16 protein-coding genes and 1 pseudogene are annotated in these 14,119 nt (G+C 46.2%); 5 read left to right on the plus strand and 12 right to left on the minus strand.

Annotated features, from left to right (window positions below):
* Positions 1-572 precede the first annotated feature (572 nt).
* Positions 573-1,883: an aminopeptidase P N-terminal domain-containing protein gene (locus H6F74_RS22330; protein ID WP_190444361.1), complete on the minus strand. Its 1,311-nt coding sequence runs from the start codon at positions 1,881-1,883 to the stop codon at positions 573-575.
* Positions 1,884-2,194: 311 nt separating this feature from the next.
* On the opposite strand from H6F74_RS22330, the gene H6F74_RS22335 reads away from it, so the two are divergent.
* Complete coding sequence (locus H6F74_RS22335; protein WP_190444362.1) at positions 2,195-2,737, plus strand: peroxidase-related enzyme; 543 nt, start codon at positions 2,195-2,197, stop codon at positions 2,735-2,737.
* 29 nt (positions 2,738-2,766) lie between these two features.
* A complete protein-coding gene (locus H6F74_RS22340; RefSeq protein WP_190444363.1) occupies positions 2,767-4,059 on the plus strand; it encodes an adenylate/guanylate cyclase domain-containing protein in 1,293 nt (430 codons plus the stop codon).
* A 39-nt stretch (positions 4,060-4,098) separates the two neighbouring features.
* Here the strand turns inward: H6F74_RS22340 and H6F74_RS22345 are convergent, their stop codons facing one another.
* The 7 genes from H6F74_RS22345 to H6F74_RS22375 all read right to left on the minus strand — a co-directional run bounded on the left by H6F74_RS22345 (position 4,099) and on the right by H6F74_RS22375 (position 9,164).
* Positions 4,099-4,875 (minus strand): MBL fold metallo-hydrolase, encoded by a 777-nt coding sequence (locus tag H6F74_RS22345; RefSeq protein WP_190444364.1) that lies wholly within the window; start codon positions 4,873-4,875, stop codon positions 4,099-4,101.
* Positions 4,876-4,958: 83 nt separating this feature from the next.
* The gene (locus H6F74_RS22350; RefSeq protein ID WP_190444365.1) at positions 4,959-5,546 is read right to left on the minus strand and encodes an aminodeoxychorismate/anthranilate synthase component II; all 588 of its coding nucleotides are present in this window, start codon (positions 5,544-5,546) and stop codon (positions 4,959-4,961) included.
* A gap of 39 nt (positions 5,547-5,585) precedes the next feature.
* Positions 5,586-6,038 carry a diacylglycerol kinase family protein gene (locus H6F74_RS22355; protein ID WP_190422884.1) on the minus strand — a complete coding sequence of 151 codons (453 nt, stop codon included), beginning with the start codon at positions 6,036-6,038 and terminating at the stop codon, positions 5,586-5,588.
* 123 nt (positions 6,039-6,161) lie between these two features.
* Positions 6,162-6,710, minus strand: coding sequence for an rRNA maturation RNase YbeY (gene ybeY / locus H6F74_RS22360; RefSeq protein WP_190444366.1), 549 nt, complete (start codon positions 6,708-6,710; stop codon positions 6,162-6,164).
* Positions 6,711-6,727: 17 nt separating this feature from the next.
* Entirely contained in the window at positions 6,728-6,940 is a 213-nt protein-coding gene (locus H6F74_RS22365; RefSeq protein WP_190444367.1) for a DUF3285 domain-containing protein, read from the minus strand.
* A gap of 228 nt (positions 6,941-7,168) precedes the next feature.
* Positions 7,169-8,276, minus strand: a protein-coding gene (gene prfB, locus H6F74_RS22370) for a peptide chain release factor 2 (protein WP_190444373.1) whose coding sequence is annotated in 2 segments (ribosomal slippage) — positions 7,169-8,203 and positions 8,205-8,276 — 1,107 coding nt in all. Because the reading frame shifts where the segments join, the coding sequence is not laid out codon by codon here.
* A gap of 159 nt (positions 8,277-8,435) precedes the next feature.
* A complete protein-coding gene (locus H6F74_RS22375; RefSeq protein ID WP_190444368.1) occupies positions 8,436-9,164 on the minus strand; it encodes a Bax inhibitor-1 family protein in 729 nt (242 codons plus the stop codon).
* 402 nt (positions 9,165-9,566) lie between these two features.
* Between H6F74_RS22375 and H6F74_RS22380 the strand changes: the two genes are divergently transcribed.
* Both H6F74_RS22380 and H6F74_RS31155 read left to right on the plus strand, forming a co-directional pair.
* Positions 9,567-10,352 (plus strand): RNA polymerase sigma factor SigF, encoded by a 786-nt coding sequence (locus tag H6F74_RS22380; protein ID WP_190444369.1) that lies wholly within the window; start codon positions 9,567-9,569, stop codon positions 10,350-10,352.
* A 192-nt stretch (positions 10,353-10,544) separates the two neighbouring features.
* The gene (locus tag H6F74_RS31155; RefSeq protein WP_199301524.1) at positions 10,545-10,736 is read left to right on the plus strand and encodes a transposase; all 192 of its coding nucleotides are present in this window, start codon (positions 10,545-10,547) and stop codon (positions 10,734-10,736) included.
* On the opposite strand, the gene H6F74_RS30175 is transcribed toward H6F74_RS31155, so the two are convergent.
* The 4 genes from H6F74_RS30175 to H6F74_RS22400 all read right to left on the minus strand — a co-directional run bounded on the left by H6F74_RS30175 (position 10,698) and on the right by H6F74_RS22400 (position 13,569).
* Positions 10,698-10,973 (minus strand): hypothetical protein, encoded by a 276-nt coding sequence (locus H6F74_RS30175; RefSeq protein WP_242022306.1) that lies wholly within the window; start codon positions 10,971-10,973, stop codon positions 10,698-10,700. The two genes, H6F74_RS31155 and H6F74_RS30175, sit on opposite strands and share 39 nt — an antisense overlap.
* Before the next feature lie 15 nt (positions 10,974-10,988).
* A complete protein-coding gene (locus tag H6F74_RS22390; protein ID WP_190444370.1) occupies positions 10,989-12,149 on the minus strand; it encodes a beta-ketoacyl-ACP synthase in 1,161 nt (386 codons plus the stop codon).
* Between the two features lie 28 nt (positions 12,150-12,177).
* The gene (locus H6F74_RS22395) at positions 12,178-12,927 is read right to left on the minus strand and encodes a peptidylprolyl isomerase (RefSeq protein WP_190444371.1); all 750 of its coding nucleotides are present in this window, start codon (positions 12,925-12,927) and stop codon (positions 12,178-12,180) included.
* Positions 12,928-13,002: 75 nt separating this feature from the next.
* Positions 13,003-13,569 carry a photosystem I assembly protein Ycf4 gene (locus H6F74_RS22400; RefSeq protein WP_190444372.1) on the minus strand — a complete coding sequence of 189 codons (567 nt, stop codon included), beginning with the start codon at positions 13,567-13,569 and terminating at the stop codon, positions 13,003-13,005.
* Positions 13,570-14,000: 431 nt separating this feature from the next.
* Between H6F74_RS22400 and H6F74_RS22405 the strand changes: the two are divergent.
* Positions 14,001-14,119, plus strand: a pseudogene (locus H6F74_RS22405) (photosystem II D2 protein (photosystem q(a) protein)); the annotation flags it as partial.

Genomic DNA, 14,119 nt, shown 5'->3' on the forward strand with positions numbered 1-14,119 from the left:
GAAGAGGTTATGGGTTTAGAAACTTCAACAATTTCAAATTAAGAAGTTTTCTGACTTGGCATTTTGCCAGCTAATTTCAGTTTATTTTACATACCATGTTCGGTAGAGCCGTATTTTTGTGTAAATCCTAGTACGATAATTAAGCATATATTCAACCTCCTTGATTGCCTAAAAATTTTTATTTACTATTATTCATTACTAGCTTCATCCACTTAATAATCATAATATCTTCCCCTAAATAGAATATATTACGAGCGGGTTGCGCCAATTTTAATGCAATTTATTTTACTTGACTTAGATATAAATAGCCTTAAATAGAAGATATCTCTAGAGAATTTAAAAAGCTTGCATTATTTTCCAAATTACATCTACAAAAGAGTTATTGCCAAAATACTTGACCCGCCCGGAATCAATTTTCCAGATGTAGGAACGAGATCGCCCTTGTCTCTACATACATTTTAATGTATGTAGAGACAAGGGCGATCTCGTCTGTCTCTTTGTCGATTAAAAAAGAACTGAAATCCTTTACCAGTCCTATGAAAGAGGACTCTTAACGAGAAACCGAATTCTCTTTACGCTTCCAATTCGTCCACCAATTTAGGCACTGCTTGTGTCAAAACCTCATGTCCTGACTCAGTGACTAAAACATCATCCTCAATCCGGATACCAATCCCGCGCCACCTGTCATCTATCGCTGGCTGTCCTTCGACAGGTTGCACATCAAGTCCAATATAAAGTCCCGGTTCCACTGTCAGCACATGACCGGGTTGCAAACTTTGCCAGACTTCCTCGCCGTGCTTGTAAACACCTGCATCGTGGACATCTAACCCCAGCCAGTGTCCGGTACGGTGCATATAAAAAGGTTTATATTTCTCCTCTTTGATGATTTCTTCAATATCACCCGCCAGAAGTCCCAAATCCATCAAACCTTCTACCAGCACCCGCACTGCTGTATCGTGAAATAAATTATAAGGATTGCCTGGTTGAACTTGCGCGATCGCTTGTAACTGCGCCTCTAATACAATCTCGTAAAGTATCTTCTGTTCTGCCGTAAATTTGCCCCCAACCGGGAAAGTGCGGGTGATATCCCCGTTGTAATATTTGTAACAACAACCCGCATCAATCAGCAGCAAATCATTATCCTGCATCTGCCGATCGTTTTCAATGTAGTGCAGCACGCAGGCATTAGCGCCAGAGGCAACAATTGAGGGATAAGCTGGCCCCATCCCACCCCGCTTTCGGAAGATGTGTTCCATCTCCGCCTGAATTTCGTACTCGTAACACCCCGGTTGCGCGAACTCCCGCGCGTGGTTATGTGCTTCTACTGAGATATCAGCCGCACGGCGTAATAATTCTAACTCGGCGGGGCTTTTCACCAGCCGCATTGCATGAAGGACGGGGTTTGTGTCTTCAATGGCAATTGGCCCCGTACCGCGTTTGGGATAACCCGCCATTAAACGCTGCCAGTGTTTGATAATCGTATCGTTGAAAGCGCGATCGCGTCCCAAATGATAATAAATCCGATCGGCTTTTTCTAAATACTGGGGCAGCTTCTCATCAAGTTCCGCAATCGGATAAGCTTCATCAGCCCCATAGAATTCTTTTGCTGCATCCACACCAACCCGATATCCCGTCCAAACTTCCTTCTCGCGTTCTTTCGGCTGCACAAAGAGAATAAACTTGTGTTCAGCGTGGTGTGGTGCTAAAACTGCCACCGCCTCCGGTTCATTAAACCCCGTCAAGTAAAAAAAATCACTATCCTGCCGGAAAGTGTACTCGACATCGTTGTGCATAACAGCCACTGGCGCACTACGGAATATGCCCGTTCCGTTGCCAATTTTTGCCATCAACTGCTGGCGGCGATCGCGGTATTCTGCTTGCATAACCTTAATTCTATTAGTTTTAGGAATTATATCTTTTTATTTTATCGGTTCATTCCTTATCTAATATTCAAATACAGTAATCTATCTCAACAAAAATTAGCTCATAATTAATAATACAGAGCATTGTCTGAGCGACCCTGTTCTGCCTTGAGGACAACAGAGTGTTATTTGCGGGTGCAACTACTAATAAGCAGAATTATCCTGTCCAGGCTTTGTAAGGCGCGAAAACTGGAGATCAGGGTAAGTCTTAAATAAAGATTTCACTTCTGTGTATCATTTTACACCCACATAACCAAACACGAGAGGCACCAATGGCTCACTTTCCCATCAAGGAACAAGATGAAGTAACCGATTTAAAAGTTAAGGAAGTTTACGACGAAATCTTAACAGAATTAGGGTTTGGCATCGTTCCCAACATTTTCAAATCGATGGCTATCAATCCCGACTTATTAGAAGCCAACTGGAAAAAGTTTCGCGCCACTATCCTCCGGGGAGACGTACCCCGCACCCTCAAAGAAATGGTTGGGGTCGCCATCTCCCAAGCCAATAATAGTCCCTATGCCTTAAACGTTCATCTGCATGGATTATCAGCCTTGGGGATGAGTGAAGAAGTCCTCAAGACGTTAGTTTCAGACTTTGCTGCTTGTCCGTTACCAGCCCGTGAAAAAGCCGTAATCACCTTTGGCTTAAAAGCCGCCACCAAACCGCACGATTTAACTGATGCAGATTACCAGCAGTTGCGTTCGTTGGGGTTAGACGAGTCAGAAATTTTCGAGATTATTGGCACAGCTGACTTATTCACCAGCATAAACCGATATACGGACGCGATCGCCCTGGAAATCGACTCATTATAAATTTACAATCACCCTATCTTCCCAACTCCATGAATGCGAACGGGCTGGAAAAGCAAGAACGGGAACCACTGCTGCTGATAGCCCGCCGTCTACTGGCTGAAACCCAAGCCCTATCCAGCCGCATCGCCGCAGTGAATGAAATTGCCACAGCGATCAATCGTTCCCTTAATCTAGATGAGATTTTGCGAGTCGTAGGCAAACAAGCCAAATGGTTGCTAGATTTTGAGCATTGTAGCGTCTACATCTGTCATAGCAATTCTTGCCGTCTGGTGACATTGTTTGGTTCTCCTGTGGAATTGGACGCGGCTAGCGTCACAGAGGATAGTCCTCTGGGGCGTGTCATGAAAACGGGTCAATCCCAACTAATTAAAGAAGGTTCAACGGCAGCTTTTTTAGCACCCTACGCCTCGCAGCTGATTATCCCATTGGTAAGCGATCGCTCTTTAGTCATGGGTACAATCAACTTTGCCACCGCTTCAGCAAAAGCTTACACCCTGGAAGATTTGCGTATCGGCTATTTACTAGCTTTGCAAGTATCAGCAGCAATTCGCAACGCCAACTGCTTTGAAGAGTTAAATCAGCTAAATGCTCAACTAGAGGCAGAAAAACGCAAATCTGACCAACTACTATTAAACATCCTGCCAGCAGGTGTTGCTGATGAACTCAAAAGCACAGGCAGAGTAAAACCTGTTTATTATGAATCCGCCTCAGTTCTATTTACCGACTTCAAGAACTTTACTAGCTTAGCCGAACAACTGCCACCCCAAGAATTAGTAGATGAACTAGATTATTGCTTTTCTGCTTTCGATATGGTAACTGAAGGACAGAATCTAGAAAAATTAAAAACAATTGGTGACAGTTATATGTGTGTTGGCGGAATCCCCACTCCCAACCGCACCCATGCGATTGATGCCGCCCTAGCCGCCTTACAAATTCGAGAATTTATGCAATGGCGGCGACAAGAAAAAATTCAAAACAATCATCCCTACTGGGAAATTCGCATCGGCATTCACTCAGGCCCATTATTAGCAGGTGCAATCGGACACAAGAAGTTTGCTTATGATGTTTGGGGAGATACTGTTAATACTGCATCCAGAATGGAATCATCTGGTGTTCCCGGAGGCATTAATATTTCCGAAACAACTTTTCAGTTAATCAAAGATTTTTTTGAATGCGAGTATCGGGGGAAAATCGATGCAAAAAATAAAGGTGACATCGATATGTATCTTGTCACCCGTATCAAAGAAAATTTATCGTTAGATCCAAGGGGTTTGTTACCCAATGAGAAATTTAATCAACTTTATTCAGTCATTAACGAGTAGTTCTCGTTCCCAGGCTGAGGCGGGGAACGAGGATGTAATTTAAAATTTATAACTCATCAATGCGATCGCGCTCCCATTACTCGGCAAATCTCCTGGCTTAATCGTCAGCGTGTCACCAACACGACGTATCGGCATCCCATCAACCAATGCCAAAAACTCATCCACAGCCACAATATCGCACTTAGCAGGATCGGCAGCTTGCGTCCGGTAATGGGTCGGAATCACCAACTTCGGATTGAGAACTTGTATCGCCTGCTTTGCTTCCGTCGGCGTGTAAGCTTTCGCACCGCCGCCCACAGGAACCAGCACTACATCAGGACGCCCCATGAGAATTTTCTGCTCAATCTCAATCGGTGCCGCCGCACCCCCCAAATGCAGAACATTTATTCCCCCTTGCGTCCAACGCCAAGCCACATTCGTCCCAAAACGTCGTCCGCCCTCGCGGTCTTTGCTAATGCTAATACCTTGAAGTTTTAAATTATCAACTTGATAAGCTCCCGGTTCGTAGATTAATTTCGGATTCCCCGGCAGCCCTTCCACCCCGCCTTCATCAAGCAATAGACTGCTGACTAACACCAAATCTGCCGCCACCTTAGATGAACGATAGCCAGATGTGCAGCCCAAATTCTGAAAGGGATTCACCAGAACTCGTTTGCCGCCCCCAGTAAACAAAAAGCTGGTATGCCCCAGCCACTTAATAGAAAGTGAATCACCAGATGTCTGGGCCTGATAACTTTCAAATCCAGAAGCCAAGCCTGTTCCTAAAGCTGCAAGCAAGCCCGCCCCAGCATACTGGATCAACTGTCGCCGTTTCATCAAGATTTAGTCCTTAGTCATTAGTTCTTTATTAATAGCTAATAGTCAATAGTAATCAACAATTAGCTATTAGCTATTAGCTTCTAAAGTGATTCCAGAAAGTTTCGCAACAACTGTTTTCCTGAAGTCGTCAAAATACTCTCTGGATGAAATTGGACGCCCTGAATATGCGGATAGTTCCGATGCCGAACGCCCATGATTGTGCCATCCTCCACCCAAGCCGTAATTTCTAGGACATCTGGGCAGGTTTGGCGGTCAATCACCAAACTATGATACCGGGTAGCGGTAAAAGGATTGTCTAATCCTTTAAACACGCCCGTATCTGTGTGATGGATGGGAGAAGTTTTTCCGTGCATCAACATTGGCGCAGAAACCACCTCACCACCGAAAACCTGACCAATACCTTGATGGCCCAGGCAAACCCCTAAAATTGGCACAGCGGAGCCTAGTTCTTGAATTAGTTGTTGGGAAACTCCAGCATCTTCTGGACGGCCTGGGCCAGGAGAAATCACGATTCCATCTGGCTTAGCAAGGCGGATTTGCTCCAGAGAGATTTGGTCATTTCTATATACCTGAATCTGAGACGCTACAGGCAGTTGTGCGCCCAGCTCTCCCAGGTACTGCACTAGGTTATAGGTGAAACTGTCGTAGTTATCAATAACGATAATCAAACTTTATCACTCCTTCTTGGCTCAATCCTCAGCACTTTTTTAGCGCAGCGCCGACTGAATCAAAGCTACAAGTGGGGGTAGCATTAGCGAAGTGGCTACCAACACTGACACTAGCGCTGAAATCAGAACAGCACCAGCGGCACAGTCTTTGGCAATTTTGGCAAGTTCATGGTAGGACTGCTTAACCGTTAAGTCAACGACCGACTCAATCGCGGTATTTAATAATTCCATTGCCAGCACCAGCCCAATTGTCAAGCCAATCACCGCCATTTCCACGGGTTGGAGATGCAAAAAGACACATATAGCGATCGCTCCTGTACCTATGACTACATGGATGCGAAAATTGCGCTGGGTAACAAAGGCATATCGGAGTCCAGCCCAAGCATATTTAAAACTAATCAGTAAGTTGGGAGCAATTCGCCAAGATAAATCCCGGTTTGGTTTCACCACATCAGAGCAGTTAATCGAAGGTGTTGAAAGTTCTTGAGGCATGGCAGCGTTTTTTTCTTGCCTAAAGGAAATTAACCATTGATCCAGCTTCATAACCGGGAAACTCCAATCCGGGATACGAACAATTGCATCAACCTAGAATATTACAACTTGCGGCTGTTGGATCTAATTCAGCTGGATATCAAGACCAACAATCTGAAGTAAAGTTTCCTGCTGATTTAACATTTCACTTAAGCTATCTTCATCGGGATGATCCCAGCCGAGAAGATGTAGCAAGCCGTGAGCAGCTAACCAAGCTAGCTCGGTTTTTAATGGATGTCCTTGTTGTTGAGCCTGGCGAATTGCCGTATCCACAGAGATCGCGATATCCCCCAGATACAGAGGCGTATCCTCCATTAATTCGACTGGTTGAGGACAGTCTACCTCTAAGGAGGCAAAAGCCAGCACATCTGTCGGTTTATTTTGCTGACGGTACTGAGAATTAAGCGCCTGCATTTCCTCATCGTCGGTGAGGCGCAGACTCAGTTCGTAAGCATCCGCTGGTGGAATATCCGGGTGCAGACTTTCCATCCAGCGATAAAACCAGATTTCCCAAGTTTCCGGGGCGATTCCCTCCGGGATAGCTTCGCCTGCGGCGCTACTAAATGAGTTGTCAACAGCAGCAGATGCACTGGAAGAGAAAAAACAATCTTGTACGCTGACTTCAACTTGCACTTTTGTCTAACTTGTCGTTAACGAGTAATGTAGGACAAACCAATCAGAACAGCCAACAAACCAACGGTTGTCAGTGCGAAGTGTTGCAAAGAAGTACCCCGCTTTCGCACCATGTTTCGCATTGCCAGTTTAACGTAGCTGGGTTTAGCTTCGGTCGAAGCTGCTGGCGATTCTGGCAAGTTTTCTGAATTTTGTTGTGCCACTGGCGACGGTGAGGATGGGTTGCTCATGAGAAGCGTTTACTTAAGGTCAAAGAGTGAGAAACCATTGTTTCCCTAAATGTAACAGTTTGTTTATCTATTAAGGGGATTGTCTACTTATCTTCCAGAGTGAGCCGGGGAATGCCGAAGTGAGGCAGTCACCTTTCACGATCAACTGGGGAGGCAGAACGTCTCTTGTGAGCGTTCCCAGGCTGAGCCTGGGAACGAGAAGCCTACACCTACACTTGATTGCCTTTTTTAAGCCAGCTGATTTTCTTGGCGCAGATAAGCTTCAATGAACGGGTCAATTTCGCCGTTCATCACATCAGCGATCGCAGTCGTTTCCACCCCCGTCCGCAGATCCTTTACCATCTGGTATGGATGGAAGACGTAGTTACGAATTTGGTTGCCCCAAGCTGCCTCCACCATATCGCCGCGAATGTCGGCAATTTCCTTGGCGCGTTGCTCTTGGGCAACAATCAGTAACTTAGCCTTGAGGATAGCAAGACCTTTTTCTTTGTTTTGTAGCTGACTTCGCTCCTGGGTACAGCGCACGGCAATCCCAGTGGGAATGTGAACGATCCGCACCGCCGTTTCCACTTTGTTGACATTTTGCCCACCTTTGCCACCAGCTCTGGTAGTAGTGATTTCCAAATCCTTGTCTGGAATGTCCAAAGTGACCGATTTATCCAGAGTTGGCATCACTTCCACCCCAGCAAAGCTAGTTTGCCGCTTGTCGTTGGCGTTGAAAGGCGATATCCGCACCAGTCGGTGAGTTCCTTTCTCTGCCTTCAGGTAGCCATAAGCATAACGCCCGTCAATTTCCAAAGTGGCAGACTTTATCCCGGCTTCATCTCCTTCCGATATTTCCGCTAAGGTGACTTTGTAGCCGCGATCTTCTGCCCAACGGGTGTACATCCGCAGCAACATTTCCGCCCAGTCTTGAGCGTCTGTACCGCCTGCACCAGCGTTAATACTTAGCACTGCTCCGCTTTGGTCGTATGTACCAGAAAGCAGCTGTTGCAACTCCCAGCGGTCGAGTTCCTGATTGAGCTTGGTAACGTTAGTTTCCGCTTCCGCGAGGAGTGCGGTGTCAGTTTCTAACTCCAGCAGTTCTACGACAGCCTTAGCATCTTCCAGATTGTTTTTCCAATCCTCAAATTGCTGTAAGTGGGATTTTAGGTCATTGAGTTCTTGGAGAGTTTTCTGTGCAGCAGTTTGGTCATCCCAAAATTCCGGTTGAGCTGCCAATTGCTCCAGGTCTTGAATTTTAGCAGTCAATGCAGGAACGTCAAAGATAGTCCTGAGTTTTACCCAGGCGATCGCACAACGTTTCGACTTCTCGTTTAATGTCTAGTAGTTCAATCATTGTTTCGAGCTTTTTCCGATGAGCGCTTGGTAGTAAAGTTGCACTCTTTTCGATCTTAGCTGGAGTCTTTACTTTCTATGTATAAGAAAAAACCGTAGCTTTTGATATTTAAGCCACGGTTTCAAGCTTATTTTAGTTCGCGTAACCTTTTGCCTATTAATCGCGGCTATTGAGCGCGATCATCAAGCGCAAAATGAAAATGAACAGGTTGATGTACGTTAAATACATCGACAAAGCGGCAGGCAGATACTCATCGTTGCGGTAGGTGCGCGGCAGGATGTAGAAATCCACCACAGCAGCACCTGCAAACAAAAACACGCCAATGCCAGAAATGGCAATTTCTAGCCAGGTGGGTGTATAGACACCAAAGAAGGACAACAGCAGCTGACCCACTAGCACAACAATTAGGGCAATGATGCCTAGCTGTACAGTTTTAGTCAAAGCCATGCCGTCTTGGTCAGACAGGTTAGAACCAATCTGCCGTGCTGCAATAAAGGTAATGCCGCAACCGAGAGCAGCAAAACCAATTCCTTGCAAACCGACTCCAGATGTCCTCAACGCGATGAACAACAACCCACTCAGGGTATAGCCAGACAGCAGGCTGTAGGTAGCCAAAAGCGGCAGAGCAACGCTCTTGTTACCTTTTGCGGCAACGTTTTGGGCAACGAAGAAGAGAGCAAATTCTGCAATCAGCGCCACCCAGAAGGTTGGCATGAATATCTCTGGATTGGAACGGAGAACGCCAAGACCCCCGTAGCTGCCAAGTGCGGTTAAAACAAGTCCAGCGCCTACGTAGGGTAGGGCATTGGCAATCACATTGGGGCCAACGAGCGCGTGATTTTTAGCCTCACGTATCGCTTGACGGAAGTTGCTGGTGTTACTCATGGGACTTCCTCAGAACTAAACCAATAATTTACAAAAAAGGATTACCTTCCAATTCAATTGTGGCGTAGACCTTAAGTCTTCTGCTACTGGGTTCCCACTCCAGGATCTCGCGGCTTGTTTTAAGAGCCTAATTTCATGTCCATCCCTAATAAAGATTTAGATTGCTGCCTCGCTGAGCCTATGCACAAATTTACCCATAGACAGGCCTATAGACAAGCTCCGACGGAACCAAGGCGAAATTTACGTATATATGCTGACATTTGGGAGGAAGTCCTCTGTGAATTCCGTAATCCAACGATGGTGTGTAGCTCCGCCTCTAAAGAAAATAAGTTCAGGTGAAACGAAAAAGATTTAGCGATCGCCCAATTTCCTAAACGGGCTGGTATTACAGAGGCTTTGACAATGGCGACTCAACCTTCTTGCAGCTCCGATTCGATGGAACTTTTAATTAAATACTATAGACATCCATCCGTTGAAGTTCGCAATCGACTGGTGGAGTTAAATATGGGACTGGTGAGGAAAATTGCTCACCGAGTCAGCTATCAGTGTTCTGAACCTTATGAAGATTTGGAACAACTCGGCTATCTCGGTTTGATGCGGGCGATTGAGAGATTCAACCCTCATCAAGGCTATGCTTTTAGTTCCTTTGCGGTTCCTTACATTCGCGGTGAGATGCTACATTTTTTGCGCGACAAGGGCGGCGTGATGAAAATGCCTCGTCGTTGGCAGGATCTCCAGCAAGAAGGACAAAAAGCGCGTAAAGATTTGGCACAAACTTTGGGGCGTTCGCCAAAAGAAGTTGAAATTGCCGAAGCACTCAAAGTATCGCTAGATGAATGGAATGAAAGTAAAGTAGCGACTCAAAACTGCCGACCACTAAGTTTAGATACTATCGTTTATCAACAGTTTGATTTTCAGATTACGTTGGGAGAAACGCTGCCTGATGCTCGTTATCAAAGCTTGCAATATCAAGAAGAAGAACGGCAAGAACTGGAAGGCGCGATGAGCCATCTGGATAACAAAACTAAGGCGGCTATTGATTTAGTGTTAGTACGCGATCTTCCCCGGAAAGAAGCGGCTAAACGCATCGGTGTCAGCCCGATGACGGTGACGCGACATCTACAAAGAGGCGTGGAGCATTTGGTATCTGTGTTGCAATCTCAAACGCCAGAACGTTTGGCTAGTTAGAGGTAAAAAGCAATAGGTGGTGTAAATTGCCTTTTTTAGAGTAATCGCCAGTTAAATATTTGTAGAGAGTTTTTAGGGTGGCATACACCCTATTTTTTTTGTTTATTTTTATACAAATTTTTTGCCCTCACCCTAAACCTTCAGGGCGAGGGCATTCTTACAACAGGGAAAATGCACAGAAATTTTACGTAGTTGTATCTACACTTTGTTTGGGTAAATTGGGATAAATTACCGCTGGTTACATCAGACGTTCAAGAGGTAATTTATACAGCACTTGTTAGCCAGTGCGATCAATTAAAATGCAAGGTAGTTGCTATTGGCGGCGTAGCAGCTCATGTTTACCTATTAACTGATTTCCCGCCCGCATTGACTGTATTTGAATAAAGCTAAAGGCAGTTCTTCCCATATAATTACCAATGAAATAAAACTAAAAAAATTTTCAAATGGCAAGGTGGTTATAGTGCATTTAAAGTTAGTCGCCACAACATCGATCAAGTAACTAACTACATCCGCAACCAAGCCACCATCACCAAAAATCCCTAATCCCTGACTGGGATGGGAAATCACCTTATAAAAAATTTTATAAAGCGTGCGAAGGTAGGCTTCATTCGTATAGCCCAACGCCTAAAGGCGTGGCTACATTTTACCCAATGCTACCACCGCATTCTGTCCTCCGAAACCAAAGCTAAAACAAAGCACCCGCCGAATCTCAGCCGGACGCGACACTGTAACTAAATTCAAATCAAATTCAGCTTCTTTCAACCCGACGCACGGCGGTAAAATTTGATGCTGCAATGCCATCAGGCTAAAAGCTGCACCCAAGGCTCCTGATGCTCCCAGTGTATGACCTGTGGCTCCTTTGGTGGAACTAACTGGAACTGCTTGGGGAAACAACTTCTTAATTAGCTGTGCTTCGTTTTGGTCATTTAGCTGGGTAGCTGTACCGTGGGCGTGAATGTAATCAATGTCAGATGGGGAAAGGTGGCTGCGTTCTAAGCATTGTTTGATAGCCGCGATCGCGCTTTTCCCTCCAGGCTCTGGCGCATTAGCATGATAAGCATCTGCTGTCAAGCCAAATTCCAGCACTTGACCATAAATCCGTGCTGACCGTCGCTTTGCTAAATCCGCTGATTCAAGTACCAAGACAGCAGCCCCTTCTCCCAAGACCAATCCTTCTCGGTGTCGGTCGAAAGGATAAGCGCCAGATTGGGCTAAAGCACCCATCTGCTTAAATCCAGCCAGGGTCAATGGTGTAATTGGGGCTTCCACCGCCCCAGCAATGACTTGCTGACACTGCCCAGATTTTATCAAGTGGAAGCCTTGCGCGATCGCCCAAATTCCAGTTGCACAAGCTGCCATTGGTGCCAATACCGCGCCTGTTGCCCCGATAGACCTGGCGGATGCGATCGCATTCATATGCGGCAGCGCCTCCAACCATTGCTTTCCTAGCCCCCCCTGATCACGGGGGGGTTGGGGGGGATCTGTCCGATAAAACTCCCGCGCCAATTTCTCCCAAGATGCCTGATGAGAGCGACTAGAGCCAATTACCACGCCACAATCAGGCAAGGGTGCAACCAAAGCAGCATCTTGCAAGGCCGCAGCGACAACCAGCCCAGTTAAAGTTTCTAACTGGGCTGGTTGTTTGCCTATCAGCGCCAAGGGACGCGGGGAAAGTTCCCCAAAAGGTTGATGCAGCTGAATACCAGATTTACCCAATATTAGCTGTTGCCAGCTGGACTCCAAGCTTGTACCCAAAGCTGAAATCAAACCAATTCCAGTGACAACAACTTCCACCATTGAAAAGCTATTAGCTATTAGCCATTAGCTATTTTTTCAGGTTTTCGGCACCCTTGGTTACTTTAGCTGATTCAATGCGATCGCCTTGCTGAATCTTGTCAACCAGATCCATCCCTTGAGTGACGTTGCCAAATACAGCATAATCGCCATCCAGAAATGGTAAATCTGCTAAAGCAAAGTAAAACTGCGACGAAGCTGAGTCAGGCATAGATGAACGAGCCATAGCCACAGCACCGCGAGTATGGCGCAATTCTGGTACAGCCGAAACCCTTGCACTCTTTAATGTTTGACCGATGACGGGCTTATCTGCCCCTTTCGGCGTGATTTCCAAAGGAACGTAACGCGCTTGATTCGTTGTTGGATCGATAAAACTACCCGTTCCCAGCCGTTCTGTCGGGAAATTAGGGTCTTTACCTTGTGGGTCGCCACCTTGGACGACAAAGGGTTGCGGTTCCCGTACTACCCGGTGAAACACCAGACCATCGTAGACACCGCGCTGGACTAAATCTACAAAATTCCCCGCTGTAACTGGGGCCTTAGTTCCATCGACTTCAATCGTAATCGGCGAGCCATTAACCGTCATAACTACGGTGGCTTTACCTTCTAGGCGGGGCAAATTGCTCATTGGACTACTCGCTGTAGTGGCAGGTGTGGTGGTCGTTTCAGTCGCTAAATTGGTAGAGTCCGAGGAAGCAGCCTGTGGTGTGGCACATCCTCCTAATATCAGTCCCCCAATCATAAACAGTGATATTAACCAGTGACGAAGTTGTATCTGCATTTTCACTTCCCCTAATTGTGTAGCCGGAGCTACTGAATCATCTTATGCAGATATGGGTTAGCTCAACCAAGATATTTATAGACCTTCGATTGGCACTTCTAAGAAACGAGCCAGCTCTGCTCCCTGATTTTCCAGAGCTGACAGGGATATCGGTTCACCTACTCTGGTCAGAGTAATATCTCGGCGTCCCTTGACGCGCAGATAAATCGCTCGACGGGGGTTAAGTCCTTCTTTAATCTCCACTCGAACTGCTTGCACATCTTGTGTCCGGCAGGTGATTTCAATCTGGCGGTTTTTCCCTGGAAAGCCCCACCGGAAGATCCGAACGAATTCTGTCTCTTGATTAAACTCGTTGTAACCGCCGCCTACGTCCAAAATGATGACTAGCCACAGGTAGATCCCTAGGAGCAAACCGCAGATGCCGTAGAAACCCATCGCTACTCCTTGGGGGATGAAAGTTAGCTGGGTGGGGTCAGCAAAGGGCAGCAGATTCACTTTCAGGTAGCTAGAAATTCCAGCCAGCAGGAAGCCAGTAGCGCCTACGGAGACTACGGTTGCCCACCAGTAGTTACTCAAGCGGCGAGAGCCTAAAACTTTTTGACGGAGAACGCGGGAAGGAGTGGTTGTTGTCGGTGCAGTCATGAAATAAAGCTCCAAACAGAGCCAGAGTTGTCAAGGCAAGATTTTTAAGATCGGTCTGATTCAGATTATCCAGCGAAAACAGGGATTTATGCTATTGATGCGAATAATTTGACTTTGGCAGGGATTAATGAGAATTACGTGTCAGATTGTAAAAATTCTGATATTTTTTTATCATAGAGAACACGCGCTCATACCCCAACGATTTAGTCTTGGAGGAAAAAGCGCATAATTGCCAAATAACAGTAGCCTGAAACCTGACAACAGGGCAACAGGTTAGTCAAAGTTGACACGCGGGGAAATAAAGCTAGTTTGTCTATTGAAGACAGACACTAGACAAAATTCTCTATAAAAGCCCAATGCGCTCTAGCGTGGGCGGTGTCAAAAAAAAATGTTAATTCCTCCGAGTTGAAGCAATAGTAAGAGGATTTGAAATGACAATTGCAGTCGGACGCGCTACTAACGAACGGGGTTGGTTTGACTCCGTAGACGACTGGCTAAAGCGCGATCGCTTCGTCTTCGTCGGCTGGTCAGGTTTGCTACTGTTTCCCTG

The sequence above is a fragment of the Trichocoleus sp. FACHB-90 genome (assembly GCF_014695505.1).
Lineage (GTDB): Bacteria > Cyanobacteriota > Cyanobacteriia > Cyanobacteriales > FACHB-T130 > Funiculus > Funiculus sociatus.

Coding starts and splice junctions, on each gene's coding strand:
- H6F74_RS22330 (WP_190444361.1), bottom strand. CDS start 1,883: ATGCAAGCAGAATACCGCGATCGCCGCCAGCAGTTGATGGCAAAAATT.
- H6F74_RS22335 (WP_190444362.1), top strand. CDS start 2,195: ATGGCTCACTTTCCCATCAAGGAACAAGATGAAGTAACCGATTTAAAA.
- H6F74_RS22340 (WP_190444363.1), top strand. CDS start 2,767: ATGAATGCGAACGGGCTGGAAAAGCAAGAACGGGAACCACTGCTGCTG.
- H6F74_RS22345 (WP_190444364.1), bottom strand. CDS start 4,875: ATGAAACGGCGACAGTTGATCCAGTATGCTGGGGCGGGCTTGCTTGCA.
- H6F74_RS22355 (WP_190422884.1), bottom strand. CDS start 6,038: ATGCCTCAAGAACTTTCAACACCTTCGATTAACTGCTCTGATGTGGTG.
- H6F74_RS22365 (WP_190444367.1), bottom strand. CDS start 6,940: ATGAGCAACCCATCCTCACCGTCGCCAGTGGCACAACAAAATTCAGAA.
- H6F74_RS22375 (WP_190444368.1), bottom strand. CDS start 9,164: ATGAGTAACACCAGCAACTTCCGTCAAGCGATACGTGAGGCTAAAAAT.
- H6F74_RS22380 (WP_190444369.1), top strand. CDS start 9,567: ATGGCGACTCAACCTTCTTGCAGCTCCGATTCGATGGAACTTTTAATT.
- H6F74_RS22390 (WP_190444370.1), bottom strand. CDS start 12,149: ATGGTGGAAGTTGTTGTCACTGGAATTGGTTTGATTTCAGCTTTGGGT.
- H6F74_RS22395 (WP_190444371.1), bottom strand. CDS start 12,927: ATGCAGATACAACTTCGTCACTGGTTAATATCACTGTTTATGATTGGG.
- H6F74_RS22400 (WP_190444372.1), bottom strand. CDS start 13,569: ATGACTGCACCGACAACAACCACTCCTTCCCGCGTTCTCCGTCAAAAA.